This is a genomic window from Adhaeribacter arboris (assembly GCF_003023845.1).
Lineage (GTDB): Bacteria > Bacteroidota > Bacteroidia > Cytophagales > Hymenobacteraceae > Adhaeribacter > Adhaeribacter arboris.
In genome coordinates this window covers 1,651,077-1,668,804 of sequence record NZ_PYFT01000001.1, presented here as the reverse complement: position 1 = coordinate 1,668,804, position 17,728 = coordinate 1,651,077, and the positions used below count along the sequence as shown (strand labels likewise).

At 40.9% G+C, this 17,728-nt stretch carries 11 protein-coding genes and 1 tRNA gene; 10 read left to right on the top strand and 2 right to left on the bottom strand.

Features of this window, described 5'->3' with window-relative positions:
• Positions 1–341 precede the first annotated feature (341 nt).
• The 4 genes from AHMF7605_RS06915 (at position 342) to AHMF7605_RS06900 (ending at position 10,878) form a co-directional block, all read left to right on the top strand.
• Positions 342–8,174 carry a T9SS type A sorting domain-containing protein gene (locus AHMF7605_RS06915; protein WP_146153529.1) on the top strand — a complete coding sequence of 2,611 codons (7,833 nt, stop codon included), beginning with the start codon at positions 342–344 and terminating at the stop codon, positions 8,172–8,174.
• Between the two features lie 311 nt (positions 8,175–8,485).
• Positions 8,486–9,268, top strand: coding sequence for a phage integrase N-terminal SAM-like domain-containing protein (locus AHMF7605_RS06910; protein WP_106927741.1), 783 nt, complete (start codon positions 8,486–8,488; stop codon positions 9,266–9,268).
• A 3-nt stretch (positions 9,269–9,271) separates the two neighbouring features.
• A complete protein-coding gene (locus AHMF7605_RS06905; protein ID WP_106927739.1) occupies positions 9,272–9,463 on the top strand; it encodes a tyrosine-type recombinase/integrase in 192 nt (63 codons plus the stop codon).
• A gap of 77 nt (positions 9,464–9,540) precedes the next feature.
• Positions 9,541–10,878 carry a neutral/alkaline non-lysosomal ceramidase N-terminal domain-containing protein gene (locus AHMF7605_RS06900; RefSeq protein WP_106927737.1) on the top strand — a complete coding sequence of 446 codons (1,338 nt, stop codon included), beginning with the start codon at positions 9,541–9,543 and terminating at the stop codon, positions 10,876–10,878.
• A gap of 83 nt (positions 10,879–10,961) precedes the next feature.
• Here AHMF7605_RS06900 and AHMF7605_RS06895 read toward each other — a convergent pair whose 3' ends face one another.
• Positions 10,962–12,083: a S1 family peptidase gene (locus tag AHMF7605_RS06895; RefSeq protein WP_106927735.1), complete on the bottom strand. Its 1,122-nt coding sequence runs from the start codon at positions 12,081–12,083 to the stop codon at positions 10,962–10,964.
• Between the two features lie 70 nt (positions 12,084–12,153).
• Positions 12,154–12,726 (bottom strand): RNA polymerase sigma factor, encoded by a 573-nt coding sequence (locus AHMF7605_RS06890; protein ID WP_106927733.1) that lies wholly within the window; start codon positions 12,724–12,726, stop codon positions 12,154–12,156.
• Between the two features lie 132 nt (positions 12,727–12,858).
• On the opposite strand from AHMF7605_RS06890, the gene AHMF7605_RS06885 reads away from it, so the two are divergent.
• From AHMF7605_RS06885 to AHMF7605_RS06860, 6 genes are all read left to right on the top strand, one after another.
• Positions 12,859–13,071: a hypothetical protein gene (locus AHMF7605_RS06885; protein ID WP_106927731.1), complete on the top strand. Its 213-nt coding sequence runs from the start codon at positions 12,859–12,861 to the stop codon at positions 13,069–13,071.
• 240 nt (positions 13,072–13,311) lie between these two features.
• Positions 13,312–13,394 (top strand) — tRNA-Leu (locus AHMF7605_RS06880).
• A 215-nt stretch (positions 13,395–13,609) separates the two neighbouring features.
• The gene (locus AHMF7605_RS06875) at positions 13,610–14,830 is read left to right on the top strand and encodes a site-specific integrase (protein ID WP_106927729.1); all 1,221 of its coding nucleotides are present in this window, start codon (positions 13,610–13,612) and stop codon (positions 14,828–14,830) included.
• A 69-nt stretch (positions 14,831–14,899) separates the two neighbouring features.
• Complete coding sequence (locus AHMF7605_RS06870) at positions 14,900–15,844, top strand: hypothetical protein (RefSeq protein ID WP_106927727.1); 945 nt, start codon at positions 14,900–14,902, stop codon at positions 15,842–15,844.
• Positions 15,845–16,137: 293 nt separating this feature from the next.
• Positions 16,138–16,560: a hypothetical protein gene (locus tag AHMF7605_RS06865; RefSeq protein WP_146153528.1), complete on the top strand. Its 423-nt coding sequence runs from the start codon at positions 16,138–16,140 to the stop codon at positions 16,558–16,560.
• On the top strand, positions 16,550–17,719 hold the full coding sequence (locus tag AHMF7605_RS06860; protein ID WP_106927723.1) for a VapE domain-containing protein: 1,170 nt from the start codon (positions 16,550–16,552) through the stop codon (positions 17,717–17,719). Before AHMF7605_RS06865 ends, AHMF7605_RS06860 begins: the two co-directional genes overlap by 11 nt.
• Positions 17,720–17,728: the final 9 nt, after the last annotated feature.

Below are 17,728 nucleotides of genomic sequence, written 5' to 3'. Positions count from 1 at the left end.
GTAGAAAGTTTTAAAGTAAACCTTAACTTACCATTTGATATGAGGCAAATGGTAGTATATGTCCGTATTACTAAAGATGTATTTTGGATTATGTTATAAATATGATTGCACTTAACCCGGTATTAAAGGGTATAATGAAATTATATTACTAGAACCTGTTATAAAGTTTAATTCATTAATTCATTTGTATAAGCATTTATTTACGGTATTTATTTAAGTTGTATGTTGTATTTAAACAATAAATCTTTCTAGTTCCGCAGGATTGATTTTGTACTTGAAATTCTTGAAAAGATAATATTAAAAAGGTTTTTCAAAGGGCTTGGTTTCATATGTATTACTATTTGTCTCGATTTATATTTGTTTGTGCATTATTTCTGGTAGCTGGCTTATACACAAAGGCACAGGTCTGTATCTCTCCCGGAAAGGATGGTTCACCCACTACTAATACTGCAACAGTTAATACGTATTATCCCGGTTCCGGAATCGTGGCTGCAGGCTCTACTTCTTTATCTCTAGGTACATCCACGGGTAGTACTACTCCTATTAATAAAGGCGATTTAATTTTAATTATTCAAATGCAGGGGGCAGATATAAGTACTAGTAATACCTCGGCCTACGGGGCAGGTACTACTACTGCTTCGGGAAATATATCTAATGCTAACTTTATTGCCGGTAAATATGAGTATGCTTTGGCAGCCAATAACGTTGCTACTTCTGGCGGTACACTTAACCTAACCAGCGGTACAGTTAATGCTTATAGCACTTCTGATTATGGAGCTGCAGGAACTACCGGCCAATTTCGTTACCAGGTAATTCGAGTACCGCAATTTAGTGCCATCACTTTAACAGCCGGGATAACTGCTACCCCTTGGAATGGAAGTACGGGCGGAGTAGTGGCAATGGATGTAGCCGGACGATTAAATTTTAACGGTCAAACCATTAATGCTGCGGGAGCGGGTTTTCGGGGAGGTGCCGGACGGGTGTTAGCAGGTACAACTGGTTTATTAAATGGCGATTACCGTTCTTTATCTACGCAGGCAGCTAATGCTCAAAAAGGGGAAGGTACGGCGGGTACGCCCGCCAACGTATTTGCTAACGGAGCTTTACTAAATACTGCCGTGGAAGGTTACGTAAATGGCAGCATGGGTCGCGGAGCGCCGGGTAATGCGGGTGGGGGTGGTAATGATGGTAACCCAACGGCTAATGACCAGAATTCTGGTGGTGGCGGTGGTGCTAATGGAGGAACTGGTGGAAAAGGTGGCAATGCCTGGAGTAGTGGTGCAACAGTAGGTGGTTTTGGAGGAACGGGTTTTAATGTTGTAGCACCTGGTAGGTTAGTGATGGGAGGTGGTGGCGGTGCGGGTTCCACCAATAATGGCTCGGGTAACTTGCTTAACGGTTTAGCCAGCAGTGGCGCCGCCGGTGGTGGTATTGTAATGGTGCGAGCGGGGACTATTACGGGAACAGGTACCATTAATGCTAACGGAGCTAGCGGCAACACTTCTGTTACCAACGATGGCAGTGGTGGAGGAGGAGCAGGGGGAAGCGTGTTGATTACCGCTGCCAGTGGTGCCATCAACACGATTACGGTAACAGCAACAGGTGGCACGGGAGGATCAAACACTGGGGGGGGCTCTTCGCACGGACCTGGCGGCGGAGGCGGGGGTGGGGTAATTTTTTCCTCTTCTGCCTTAGCGGCGGCAAGTAGCGTAGCCGGAGGAACTAACGGATTAACTTTAACTGCCACTGCTACTCCGGTTGCTTATGGCGCGACTTCTGGAACCACCGGAATTTTAAATAATGCTGTTACTTCTGGTCAATTAACCAATAGCGCTTCCGGGGCGGGTTGTTTACCTATTTTAACAGTTGTTAAATCAACTTCTACGCCAACAGTATACCGATTGTCGGGTGGTACCCAAGCAACTTATACCATTACGGTAAATAACACGGGGGGCAGTGCCCAAGGAGTAAGGGTTACAGATGCTCTGCCCGCCAATGTTACCTATAATGCTACTACTTCCATTACTTTGGGCACCGGTAGTTACGACGATGCCGGACTAACGGCTTCCAAAGCAGCTGTTTTAACTACTACTACTGCTACAATTTCTCCGGCGGCCGGAACCGCTACCCCTACTTGGGGAACGTTCTATATTCCCTCAGGAGGTTCGGTGCAAATTATATTTACGGTAAATATCAGCAATAGCGCTGCTTTAAATACCGCCATCCAGAATTCAGCCTCAGCCAGTTATTTAGACCCTACCCGAACTAGTTTTTCCAGGTTAGTAACAATGGATATTGTTTCTGCGGATAATAAAACCTATGAAACAGGTGCGAGTGCGGGTGCCGATGTACCCGGCAGCAATTATACCGGTACTTCGGCTACTTCCGAAGATGTAACCGTTAAATTGCCGGTGGATGTAGCGGTAACCAATACCGTAAGCGCCGGCGCTTATTACGTAGGCAAGGAAGTTACGTACACCGTAACTGCCACCAATAACAGCTCAGCCAGCTCCACCGGCTTAGTAATTACCGATTTATTACCAGCCGGCTTAACATTTGTGAGTGCTACTCCGGTTATTGGTTCCTATAATTCTACCAATGGAGCCTGGACAATTGGTAGTCTAGCGAATGGTGCCAGCACTACTTTAACTATAAAAGCAATACCTAATGCCGCAGGTAATATTACTACTTCTGCCACTATAACTAACCAAACGGAACCCGATGAGGTAACAACTAATAATTCGGCTTCTAATACCATAAGTGTCGGTACTCCCGCGGACGTAGCCGTAACCAATGCAGTAGCTGCTGGTCCTTACTACAACGGGGTTAATACTACTTTTACCGTAACAGCTAAAAACAACGGCCCAAATACAGCTACCGGGATTACTATTCTGGATCAACTACCGGCTAGTTTAGAACTAGTAAGTGCTACTCCTAGTACCGGAACGTATAATAGCACTAGCGGTAACTGGACCATAGCCAGTTTAGCGAACACCGCTACCGCTACCTTAACTTTATTGGTGAAACCTAAAACCATCGGTAATATTGGAACCACCGCTACTAAAACTGCCGAAAACGAGTTTGATAACAATACTGCAAACGATGCGGCAAGCGCCAGTATTAACGTAAGCGCTAATGCCGATTTAATAGTTACCAATTCTGTAGCTGCCGGACCTTATTACCGAGGCGTGCAAACAACTTACACCGTTACGGTAAATAATGCAGGTCCGGATGCAGCTTCCGGAGTAATAATTAAAGATTTGTTACCGGCAGGTTTAACTTTTAATAGTGCCACTCCTTCGGTGGGTACTTACGATAATACCACTGGTAATTGGTCTATCGGATCACTAGCGAAAGATGCTACTGTTACCCTTACTATTAGAGCTACTCCTAACACTACTAATTCCATAACTACTACGGCGGCAGTTGCGGCGCAAACGGAATACGATGCAGTACCAGCAAATAATTCATCTTCCAATACTATTTATCCAAATCCTTCCGCCGATATTGCCATCACCCATACCGCAGCAGCCGGACCTCACTACAATGGAGTAAATACCACTTTTACGGTTACGGCTAGAAACAATGGAATTAGTAATGCCACGAACGTAAGCGTACTGGATCAACTGCCAGCTGGTTTGCAACTAGTTAGTGCTACTCCCTCTGATGGTACCTACAATTCAGCCACAGGCATCTGGGACGTGGGTAATTTGGTGGTTAATACCCAGGCAACTTTAACTTTAGTGGTGAAACCTACTACTACCGGGCCTATTTCAACTACTGCCAGTAAGAACGGGGCTACTGAATTTGATAATGTACTTAGCAATGACCAAGCCACTGCCAGTATCAACGTAACGGCTAATGCTGATTTAGCGGTAACTAATACCGTATCGGCAAGTCCTTACGTAGTAGGTACCGATGTTACCTATACGGTAACAGTAACGAACAATGGTCCGGATGCCACCAGCGCCGTTTCTATAACCGATCAATTACCGGCCGGGCTTACTTTTAAAAGTTATACTGCTTCCACGGGTACCTATAATTCAACCACCGGGATATGGACGGTAGGTGCCCTGGCGAATGGTGCTTCTCAAACTTTAACCTTAGTGGCGGCTCCCAATACTACCAGTACAATTACTACTACGGCTTCGGTAAGTAATTCAAGTATTCACGATAGTCAAACCAGTAATAATGCCGCCTCCAATTCCATAAACGTGAATGCTAAACCAGTGGCAGATATTGTGGTAACCAATACAGCAGCACCTGGGCCTTATTACAACAAAGTGCAAACTACATTTACCGTTACCGCAAAGAATAACGGTCCGGATGCTACTTCTGGGGTGCAGGTTACAGATGTGTTACCAGCTGGTTTAACCTTAATTAGTGCCGTTCCCAGCGTAGGTACTTACAACAGTACATCCGGCGTTTGGAACATAGGGAGTATTGGCAGCGGGGTTACCCAAACTTTAGTGCTAACGGTAGAACCAAATACAATTGGCGACCAAGTTACCCTTGCTTCTAAAACCGCTCAAGCTACCACCGAGAATGATAATGTTCCGGGAAATAATTCGGAAGGCCGAACTATTTCGGTAAATCCAAATGCAGATATTGGAATAAACATAACGGTAGGAAACGGTCCTTTTTATGTCGGCGATTTCCCGGTATTTACCGCTAAAGTGCGCAACAATGGTCCCAATACAGCTACTAATGTTCAATTTTACGATAATCGGCCCGGAGCATTTGATATTCCTACCATAAACACGACCACTACTACCGGAACGTATAACCGTGCAACGGGTTATTGGGATATCCCGTCGCTGGCACCTGGTGAAGAGGCAACTATCACGCTCACCGGTAAACTTATTCGTTCGGGTGCCATATCCTTTTTAGTGAGTAAATCCGGCGAAACGCAGTACGATAGTAATCCGGGCAATAACGAAGATTTTGCCTCCATATATGTCAATCCCGCTTCTGATATTGAAGTAACTAACACCGTTTCGGCAGCTCCTTATAGCAACGGCACGGAAGTAACGTATACCGTAAGCGCTAAAAATTTAGGGCCAAGCCCTGGCTCGGGCATTAAAATTACCGATAAGTTACCTAATGGATTGCAATTCGTGCGCGCTACGGCTACTTCCGGTACCTACGATGTTACTAGCGGCATTTGGGACATAGGAAACATTGCGCTTAATGCTACTCAAACTCTTACTTTAGTGGCCAAACCTACGCAGGCGGGTACTTTTACTACTACCGCTACTAAAACCGCTCAAAACGAGAACGATAAAGTTAGTGCCAATAACAGTTCGGAGAATACTATTTCGGTAGGAGCCAGCGCGGATGTATCGGCTAGTTTTAGCGTTACTCCGGGTCCTTATTATAACGGGGTAACGCCAACTACTTTTACCGGCACTATTACTAACAATGGTCCAGATGCGGCAACAGGTATTATTTACTATGATAACCGCCCTTCCGGCAGTAATGTAAATGTCCAGGGAATTACTACCAGCCAAGGTACGTACGATCCGCTAACTGGTTACTGGAATGTGGGCACCTTAGCACCCGGAGCAAGCGCTACTTTTAAAGTTGAAACCCTACCTTCTGCCACAGGTACTACCAATATTATAATTTCTAAGACTGGTCAGAGTCAGACAGACCCTGTTCCGGCTAATAATGATGCTACTATCACGATTAATGTACAGGAAGCCGCCGATATTGCTTTAACCAGTGCGCAAAGCAGTCCTCCTTATTTCACTAGTCAGCAAGCAACATTTACCATTACCGCTACCAATAACGGCGCGAATGATGCTACTGCTTTGGCCGTTACGCACGTTTTACCGGCTGGTTTAACCTTGGTTAGCGCTAATCCTGCTGTAGGTTCTTATAATCCTTCTACCGGTATCTGGCAAATTGGAAACCTGGCCAAATCTACTTCTACAACAATTACTTTTACGGTGATACCAACTGCTGCCGGCCAATATACAGTTCAATCCAGTAAATCAGCTGCTACCGAATACGATGCTGTTGCCAGCAACAATTCCGTGAATACAGTTTTCAATAATGTTCTTATTCATCAGCCAGCCGTTTATACTGCAGTGGCGGCCCGCAACGTAGATTCGTATACTAACGGGCAAAGCCTAGCCACCGTTGCTGACCCGGACGGGGCTATTTCTACCGCCCAAATTACTTCCGGAACTTTGCCGGCGGGAGTAGCTTTTAATACTACCACCGGTGAATTTACCGTTGCCGATAAAAGTTTGTTGGTTCCCGGTTCGTATTCCTTTCAAGTAAAAACTACCGATCCTTTAGGTGGTCAATCTACCCCTTCGGTAACCTTAACTTTTCTACCGGATGCCGAAGCTGCTGTTATTGTATTCACCGCCAAAAACTTTTATGATTATAGAAACAACGACATACTGGCTACCTTCACCGACGATGACGGCGCTGTTACTAGCACTACTTTAATTGCTGGTCCACTTCCGAACGGGGTTACCATGCCCGACGGACATATTATTGTGAGCAACCGCTTCCTAGTACGTCCGGGATCTTACCCTATTACCGTGCGTACCTTAGATGCCACGGGTGGTACCACTGATAAAGCGATTACCTTAATTTTAACCCAGGACCGGGATGGGGATGGCATAAGCGACTTTTCGGATATAGATGATAATAACGATGGTATTACCGATCTTATTTCCAATAGCAATATTGATCCCTACGGCGACGCAAACAACGATGGTAATTTTAATTATTACGACCCTACTTTTGTACATCCCAAATACGGGGCCTTCCGCGATATAAATAACGACCAGATTAACGACTGGTTTGATATTGACCTGGACGGAATAATTAACAGCTTAGATTTAGATATGGACGGGGATGGTATTGCCAATACCCGGGAGGCTAATCGTGGCATAGCCCCTAGCAATTATAATGCAACGCTTGGCCGATATGGTGGTGTTGTGGGTACCAATGGTATGCCGGATTTTGCTGAAACCAGTGCGGATAATGGTATTACCAGCTTGCCCATGCCCGATTCAGATGGCGATTCTTTCTTGGATTTTCTGGATTTAGATGCAGATAATGACGGCATTCCGGATAACGTAGAAGCCCAAACAACCGCTGGTTACATTGCCCCGAACCAAATAGATGACGATAGTGATGGAATTGTGAGCGTTTACGATGGCACGGAAAATGGTCAGCCACTTATTCCTATTAATACCGATGGCGCTTATGTAATCAGCGACAACCTGCCCGATTATTTAGATTTGGATTCGGATAATGATACTAGTAGCGATTACTACGAAGCCTTCGATAGTAATCACGATAAGAAGGCATTGGATAATTTACTGCAAAGAGCTCAGGCTTTTGAAGCATCTTCTAATCGGGGATATTACCTGACTACCGATAGTAATACTTTTCAGGATGGAGATAATGTGCCCGACTGGCTCGAAAAACAAGGAGCTAATCCTAACTTTTTAAGTGCGAGTAATGCTACCTACTACCGCGATACAGATAAGGATGGATTAGTAGATTTATTTGACGCGAATAACTTTGGGATGGTGGTAAGTCCTTCGGTATCAAATAACGTAGCCGATTTTCGGAGTGTAGAAAATATAGTGCCTTTACCCGTAGAGTTATTAAAGTTCGAAGTCAAAAATATAAATAGTCAGGTTATCCTTACTTGGGCAACGGCTTCAGAAAAAAACAGCGATTATTTTGTGATAGAGCGTAGTTCCGATGGTAAAACTTTTACCAGCATTGGCCAGGTGAAAGCAGCAGGAACCAGTAACCAGATGAAGGAATACTCCTTTATTGACCTGGCTTCTTTGTCCGGAACGGCCTATTACCGTTTAAAGCAGGTAGATTTCAATGCTATCAGTAAGTATAGTAAAATAATTGCTGTAGATATTAAATTACGCCGAGTAACGGTAACCAGGCTTTATCCTAATCCCGCCCAAGACAAAGTAAATCTGGCGTTTTCCGCCGTTGCTAGTGGTACAGCTGCTATTGACATAATGGACGCACAAGGCCGAAAAATTAAAACGCGGCCTGTTTCCGTAACTAGCGGTAAAAACACCATTGTCCTAAACATCCAGGATTTAGCTACGGGCGTGTACGTTCTTTATTTAAATGGCAGCAGTGTACAAGCGACTGTTCCATTAATTAAAAATTAAACACTACCCATCAACATCAAAAGAAAGCCTTGGTAACCAAGGCTTTTTTGTTGCGGGTAGAAGTGAATGCTAGATATAGAGGAAAAAACTTTAAAATTAAAATAGTACTTCCCGCATTGATAAACGCTCTAAAGTGGGCATAAAAGTGCCAGCACAAGTTTGAATTGATTCATTTATTTCGCAATTAGGGTAGATATGTGATTTTAAATTGTAAAATCGGCAAGAGAAGAAAAACACGCTACTTGTTGATTGATATTTCCTTACTAAAATTAATAATTTTTAAGGTGAATTAATGCAAATTGGTCTGCTACATGGAAACAGCTTCTCAGCTTATTGATCAGGTCCGAAAAACTATGCAGGCGCAGCATCTCAGTCCCCGCACGGAAGCAGCTTACTGCGACTGGATTTTTCGATTTTTTCTTTTTCACGGAAAACAGAATCCGCGGGAAATGGGAGAGAAAGAAGTAGCAGCATTCCTGAATTATCTTTCGCTGAAAGGCAAAAAATCTGCTTCTACCCAAAACCAGGCACATTGCGCCCTTTTATTTTTGTATAACGAAGTGGTGCACCAACCTCTGACTAAAATTTATTTCTCGCGGCTGAAACATTACCGCTCCACGCCGGCTATTTTAACTAAAAAGGAAATAGACGTACTTTTTACTCATTTAAGAGGAGCACCCCGGTTAATGGCGGCTTTACTATACAGCTGTGGCTTAAAAATTACGGAAGGCCTTACCCTGCGAATCCGGGATGTAGATTTCGAAAATAAACAATTACGATTAAAGAACCGGGTCTTATTTTTCCCAGCTTCTCTGAAATCTGAATTGCAGCTTCAGATGCGCAAAGTAGCCACTATCCATCAGGAAGATTTAAACCTTGGTTTTGGCGAAGTAGATATACCTGCAACAGTGCGCAACAAAAATTCCGCTGAAGCGAAAACACTGGCCTGGCAGTATCTTTTTCCGGCCGTTAGGCGGTCTAAGCATGTTGCTACGGATCAGGAAATTCGGTTTCATTTGCACGAAAGCGTATTGCAAAAAGCCCTGAAACAAGCCTTAAAAACGGCTCAACTTAATAAAAATGCCTGTTGTTAGTCGTTGCGGCATAGTTATGCGGCACATTTGCTGGAGAGCGGAAAAGATATTACTACCGTTCAAAGATTATTAGGCCACGAGAATAAGCGGAGTACCATGCTTTACACCTACCTGATAAAACAACAAGTTAAATGGGTGGCTCATAAATCGGGAAATCATATACTGAATAAAGAAGATTTTAATTTTATTCAATAATTATTTGAACCAGATTTCTAAAAGATAATTTTACATTTGCATTTCAACTGTTTTTTAATTACTGTTATTAATTAATTTTGAAGGGCTTTCCGCTGTTTATTATTGGCTTGCTTTTGAGCTGCCAAAGTTGTATCACCCAAAAGCTGGATACTACTCCTTACCCAACCACCCAATATTATCAGCAATCGAAAAAAAGAATAGCGGAGTTGCCGCTGATTTCCTCTAGCTCTAATGATACCATTCAAGTAGGTTGGTTTAAAATAAATATGACGCCGCCTAAACCGGTACCCATGGCAGGTTATGGTAAACGAAAAGGCAAGAAATACGAACAAGTGCATGATTCTGTTTGGGTACGGGCTTTTGTTTTTAGAAAAGGCAACTACAAAGCCGCTTGGGTAACAGCTGATTTGCTTATTATGCCCATGCGTATCACCGAACGTTTGCAGCAACTACTTGTAAATAAGGGCTATACTTTAAACAATATTTACCTGACGGCTACCCACACGCATTACAGTTTTGGCGGTTGGGGCAAAAAGTTAGCCGGTAGAATAATAGCTGGTAAATACAACCAAGAACTGGTAAACAAAACAACGGAAGCCATAGCCCAAACCATTGAACAGGCCGAGAATAATGCAACTACAGCTTCTATTGGCTACCAGGAAATTCCCGCTCCCGAGTTTGTATACAACCGTTTAGTGGGGAATAAAGGCAATTTAGATACTTTAATCCGGGTGATGCACTTTCAGAAAATTTCCGGAGAAAAAGCTTTGATTTGTACTTTTGCGGCGCATCCAACTTCCGTAGCTTCTAATGATCTTCGTTTATCGGCGGAATATCCGGGAGCTTTGGTAAGTTTATTGGAACAAAAAATGCAATTAAATATGGCCGCTTTTGGGGCGGGAGCCGTTGGCAGTCACGGACCACAAGCTCCCGGCGAGAACTACACCAAGGTAGCTAACTTAGCCGAAGGTTTGGCGAATAAAATTCAAAACTACTCCCAAAATTTATCTCTTACTTTCCAGACAGATTTAAGCAACGCTTATTTTGCGATAGACTTGAACAAACCGCAGTGGCGGTATGGGGAAAAGCGGCGTTTTCGTCCTTGGCTGTTTTACACTGTCTTTGGTAAATACCCGGCCGGTTTATCGTTGCTGCAAGTAGGATCTACGGTATTTATTGGTACTCCCTGCGATTTCTCCGGAGAGTTATTGCCGGAGATCTCTACTACTGCTTCGGCTCGTAACCAGAAAGTAGTAGTTACCAGTTTCAATGGCAGTTATATTGGTTACGTAACCCCAGAGAAATACTTTAACCATAAAAAGTACGAAACTCACGACATGAATTTTTTTGGACCGAGCACAGGTACTTATTTAACGGAATTAATAAAGTTAATTTTACAAAAAACAAATAAATAGGGGAGTAGAGCTAAGTAAGATTTTGAATAAAAAAGGCTTTTACAGTGCAAGAGAAGCCTTTTCTGGAAAATGTTGGTTAAAAATCAATTGTAGATTTTAACCATAAATACATAATCCTGTAATTTCTTTATCTGCTGCGTGCGGGCTAAACCAGCTAAGTTATTGCGCCGCGACAAATAGATGGGCTCCGTTAAAGTATCTTTCCCCATTCCCTGAATTAAGTCTTTCAGGTAAGCCGATTTAACCGCGAAAGCAGTGCCTTCCTGACCGATTTGCTTGCCGCTAATTACGCCAATTAAATTACCTTGACTATCAATTAATGGCCCGCCGCTGTTACCTGGGTTTACCGGAATAGAAATTTGATAAGCAGTAGTATCGCCTTCAAAACCACTGCGGGAGCTTAAAGAACCTTCGCCGTATACCATATCTTCGCGGGGGAAACCTAAAGTATAAACTTTATCGCCTAAATCGGCCGGACTGGATTTAAAGGCGTAAGGCAAATAACCTAATGAAGTAAAATTAGAATCTACAATTTTTAAAATAGCCAAATCGTGCAGTTTGTCTTTATAAACTTCTTTCACCTTATAACGCAGCCCTTTGTGGTTTTCAATGTAAACGGAATCGGCATCTTTAATGACGTGGTAACTGGTAACAAAATAACCGTCGGCGTTTAACAGAAAGCCAGTGCCGCTAAAAGAGGCGGGCCGCACATCTTTTTGAGAATTCCGGACCGGCGGAATTCCGGAAATATCCTGAATGAGCTCCCGCTGGCTGCGTTTAATTTGATCTACTTCGCGCCGCAATTCCGAATAACGGGCATTTTGTTGTTTTTTAACCGAACGCCAGGCATCTATACTGAGTAAACTGCCGAATACGGTGATAACGGCTACGGAGGCCGCCACCGCCATCGTCGCAAAATGCTGGTTCCAGAATACCCGCCAAGAAGATGGAATAATAGGTAGTTCGGCTGGTTTAGGCGCTAAAGATGGGGTTATTTCGGCGGCATGAATAACTTCTAATTTTTGTTTCAGGGCGGTACGGGTTTTATAAACCTGCATGGCTCCATGAAACTCCTGGTAGTCGCGGTAACGATCGGCAAAAACCGGATCGTTTCGCCGGTGTTGGTCAAAATCGAACTGCTCCTCTCCGGAAAGCTCACCGGACAAGTAGCGTTCAATTAAAACGAAAGTTTCTCTCTCTGTCATGGTTTTAATTGGCGAATCAACAAGGGCGTCGCCAATATTTAAATAATTAATTTAAACTTTGGGCTCTTGCTTACACCTGCATTTTATACAAACTAAAAAATAGTTTTTTCAGGCGCATCAGGCACTTATATTTTTGATTCTTGGCGTTATCGGCGTTCGTGTAACCAAATTTTTCGGTTATCAGCTGCATCGATAAATCCTGAAAGTAATAATCTTCTAATAACGTCCGGCAAGGCTCTCCTAATTGATGCAAAGCCTGCTCCATAGTGCTAAACTTTTGGTCGTTTTCCTCTATAGCAGGCGCATCGCTTAATAAATTTAAATAAACATCCGAATCATTCACGGAGCCGGAGTATTTGCTTTTCTCGGTAAGCCGTTTGAGCCAAAGCCGCCGGCATACTGAGTATAAGTACGTTTTAATCTGGCAGTTAAGTTCCAGAGTGCCCGCTTTAATCTTTTCGTAGAAAACAATAATGCTTTCTTGGTAAATATCTTTTGCTTCGTCGTCGGTGCCGCTGTTGTTCTGAATAAAGTTTAAAATCATGGGAAAGTGAATCCGGTACAGGTAGGCTAATGCTTCCTCATCGTCATTTACTATTCCGTGAATGATAGCTTCATCCGAAAAATAAAGTGCTTTATGCATTAAATTCTTTCTTTAATACTTCTCGGGCTACAAATGTAACCCGGGAAAAATTATTTTTTAGTTGGGTTACCTTTTCTCATTTGCAGTATGAAGGTGAAATTAACTCGAAACTCTTTTAAATTATCCACAACAATGAAAAACTTATCAAAATTCGCCTTCGTAGCTTTAACTGCTTTAACTTTTGCTTTTACTTCTTGCGGTAACTCTGGAACGAAACAAGAAGGTGCTTCTACTGAAACTACTGAAGGTTCTGATGCAACTACTACTGACAGCGCCTCTACTGATGCTATGGGCGTTGATTCAGCTGCCACCACTACTACTCCTGATACTGCTGCGGCTCAGTAATTTAAAGTTAAATTTTGCTTTTAACTTTTTTAAAGTTAGATTTTAAGCGCTATTTTACACTATACTTTTTAAACCCATGCTGGCACCTATTCGGTAACGGCATGGGTTTTTAGTTAAGTATTCGGGCCGGAGAAAGTATTTTTATATACTAGGGCCAAAATAAGGCTATCCATAATTTTATAAAAAGTGGTATTGTGCGACTTATAAAAGATACGTACATTTGTGCTCTGTTACCGTATTGCGCACGTGGTGAAACTGGTAGACACGCCATCTTGAGGGGGTGGTGCCTTACGGGTGTGGGAGTTCGAATCTCCCCGCGCGCACAAATAAAAATAAAACCTTGTAACTTCTTCTAGTTGCAGGGTTTTTTACTTTATAGCCTATCAACTTATCTAAAACACTTAGAATTTAGTGACCCATTTAGTGACCTTAAGTATTAGAATGTTTTAGGTCACTGAATGTTTTGTAAGTTGCTGATATAGTTCAATTTATGATTGAGTAAGTAGTGTTCAAATGGTCTGTATAATAAGCAAGAACCATGAAAACTACACGCACATTTTCCATCTTAGCAATGGTCAGAAGAACTAAGACCAATAAGCTAAGAGAAGTACCTGTTATTATGAGACTTACCATTGATGGTAAAATAAGTGAAATAGCCACTAAACATTACATTAAGCCTGAGCTGTGGGATTCCAATCAAGGGAAAGTTAAAGGGAAATCTATTTATTCTAAGACAATAAACGATACCATCGAGCTATTTAAACTTAGAGCCAAGCAACATTATAATAAACTAATAGAAGAAGGAAAAGATATTGACCTGGATGCTATAAAGAATGGTATTTTGGGGATAGAAGAAAAGCAGCTTACCCTGTTGGATGTTTTCACTAAGTTAGTAAAAGATGTTAAAGCTAAAATAGGAGTGGAGTTTAGCTTTAGCTGTTATAATGCTTATAAAGCTTCTGAGAACCATATTAGAAATTTTATTTATTTGGAGTACAAGGTAAAAGACTTTAAGTTAAAAGAACTCTCTTATAAGTTTATAGCTGACTTTGAGTTATACCTGAAGACAAAAGGGAAGTGTAGGCAAAATGGAGCTATTAAACATGTCCAACGCCTTAAAAAGGCGATTAAAATAGCATTGAAGTATAATTACTTGGAAAAAGACCCTTTTCTCTTACATTCTATGTCTAAGGATAAGGTTGTAAGACTCCCATTGAATGAAGGAGAATTAGAGCTATTAAAAAATACCAGGTTTAATTTTCAGAGGTTGGAGATTATAAAAGATATGTTCCTATTTACCTGTTATACTGGTTTAGCTTTTATTGATGCAAAGCACCTTAGGATGTCAAACCTAAGTATTGGTATTGATGGGGAGGAGTGGATATATACTGAGCGTAAGAAGACAGGTAATCCATGTACTATACCTCTTCTTTCACCTGCAAAGGCCATTCTGGAAAAGTATAAGGAGCATGAAAGAGTAATAACTTCAGGTTTTCTACTTCCAATCCCTTCTAATCAAAAGTTTAATGCTTACCTTAAAGAAATAGCTGATATATGTGGTATTAGGAAGAAACTAACTGTCCATATTGGAAGACATACATTTGCTACTACTATAGCCCTTCAGAATGGTGTTCCTATGGAAGTCCTAAAGCAAATTTTAGGTCATGATAATATAAATACAACCCAAATCTACGCCAAAGTAACTAATACCCTTATAGCAGCTTCTACCCAAGCTTTAAGAAAGAAGCTTGCTAAATAGAACCTAAATTCGTTTAATTGTATAAGGTAGTTTTCAATTGATAGACCATAAGCTAATAATAGAATATCCATGGTTGCATTAGAGTACTTTATAGATTTAATAAGAATAGGGGGATTACAAGAGTGGGAAGCATTACATCTAACTGATAAACTTGAGGATCCTTATTATGAGTTTAATATAGAAAATGGAACAGCATCCTACATACATTATGATGAGTATGGCCAGCCTTTTACTATATTGATTTCTCTAAAATTATTAGTAGAAAAAGAACAGAAAAAAGCACTTCACCTAATTAGTTGGGAACTTAAGGAATACTCTACTAGGATAGAAAAAAAAGAATACTTATTCGATATTCTAGAGCAAATAAATACATTAATAAATGATGTATCCCAAAATGACATATATCAAAAATACCCTTCTATTGCAGAATCACTTTTATATTTAGAACAAGAGATTAAAATTGTATATAATCGACTTTTAAAGACACCTTCTCAAAACATTTCACTTGATATAAAATCCTCTCATATTTCTAAAACAGATTTACCTACCACTTTTACTTATACAGCTCTTAAGCAGGCTCATGATATTAATCCTAAATTTTTTAGAGAAAGATTTAGTGCAATATCGGAAGCTGAGAAAAAGTTGAATGTATTTTCAACTGAATTGATAAATACTGGATTAGTATCAGAATTCTCAGTAAGGGTGAATAAAACAAATAAGAATTTGGTTAAACTTGCTTTAACTACAATTTTTGGAAATAATGCCCTCCTTAAACCTACTCCTGTTATCTGGAAAGGCAGTAATGGCCAATTGCGTTTACTGATTCACCAGTTGCAAAATCAACATTTAATCGAAGAAATTCCAGACCAAGGTCATTGGGAAATAACTAGATCTTGGTTTAAGAAATCTAACGGAGAGACGTTTACTAACAACGAATTACGTCTTGCGAAATACCCCGCAAATCAGGAGAACATATTAAGGATAGTTCAGCACCTTTGCTCCTCTACACCTTAATTTTTTTCCTCCCAATCATAACAATTAATTTTCTTTCTTATCTGCCAAATTATACTTGTGGAGCTAGTAGTCCAATAGCTCTACACTCTACACCTTTCTCTACACTTGATTTTAGTTACATATTGTAGCCCTATTTAACTCGTATGTTTGTGACATGCAAGTCGCTAAGCACTACTTAAGGTACCAACCAAATCGATTAATAGTAGTCTAGTATACTTGTCTGTTTAGAGGGGATGAGCTACGCTTGCCAGTGCATTATCAATGCATATAAGTTGGTTACCCTCTCGAGATAAATGAATGCCATAGGTTTGGCATTTTTAAACACATATATGATTGACAAAATGAAAACTTCAAGAGAAGAATCAATTTTGAGACAACAAGTTAGAGAGCGTTGTCTTGGAAAAGGTGAAATTAATATCCTTAGCATAAGGGAAGCAGCTGTGCTCTTTTATATGACTGAGGAGCAATTTTTAAATTATATGATGCGACTAGGAGTAATAAACTTAGGTTATTCTCAGTGTCAGGAAAGTTTAGAAGATAGTTGGTTTCTAAATGAGGAAATGAAGCCTCATAAGGGTAAACTCAACGAAGGCGATGTTTATATTACTTCAACTGGATTCAAAGAAATATTTAGCCTTCTGATAAATAACAATCTAATTTATGGAGTAGAGTTGGTTCCTGAGCCCTTTAAACCAGTGAGAAGCGATGACAAGTAGAAGAAGTTTAACGTACCATCAAGGGATAGAGTACTACCTAAAAAAATGGTACACCTTTAAAGTTAATAAAGTTAATGATAGAATCTATTATGCTAAAAAGCCAGCAAAAGCCTTTCAGGTATTAGATGAAACAGCTTTTAACAGTATAATAAGGGAAATTAAGAATGATGATAATGATTGTTCTGCTGATAGTTTAAGAAGGCTTCTTCACTCAGATTTTAGTCAGCAATATGACCCGTTTACCTCCTACTTTGAAGGATTGCCCACATGGGACCAGCAAGAAGACCATATCGAGACTTTAGCTAGTACTGTAAAAACCCATAACGATAAGTTCTGGAAGTACTGTTTAAAAAAATGGATCGTAGGGGTTATCGCTTGCGCCTTAGATAATGAGGCAGTTAACCAAACAGCTATTGTATTCACAGGTAAACAAGCTGTTGGTAAGACTACCTGGATGAATAAGCTGGTACCAAAGCCATTAAAGGAATACGCTTTTTCAGGTACAATAAATCCAAAGAATAAGGATTCTGAAGTCTATTTAGCTGAGTGCCTTTTTATCTTCATGGATGAACTAGAAACTTTAAACAGAACTAGTTTGGGTTCCCTAAAGGAGTTAATGACGAAACTCCATATAAAGATAAGAAGACCTTACAATACTCATAGTGAAAACCTAATCAGGAGAGCTTCTTTTGCAGGAACAGTCAATAATCGTGAGTTTCTTAATGACCCTACTGGAAGTAGAAGGTTCTTAACCTTCGAAACCTTAAAGATTGATCACCTTCACAAGATTAATCTGGACTTGGTATACGCCCAAGCTTATTCCTTGTGGAAAAGTGGTTTTCAGTTCTGGTTTGATTCTAGTGATGCTGATGTTATTAATAAGAACAACGAAGAATTTCAGGTTACTACGATTGAGGAAGAGCTATTACTTAAGTATTTCGAACCTGCAACAAAAGCGAGTAATCTTTATAAGTCCAATACAGATATACTTACCTATCTAAGTCAGAAGGAAAGTATTGAAGTAAACCAGGCGAATAAGACCAGATTAGCGAAAGCCTTGCAAAGGCATAAGTTCGAGACTGGTAAGAAAGGAGAAGGGGTAAAGGTCTATTATCTAAAGGAAATACCCGTAGTTGATAGTATTGAGAAGATGGAATAGTTTCTAGAA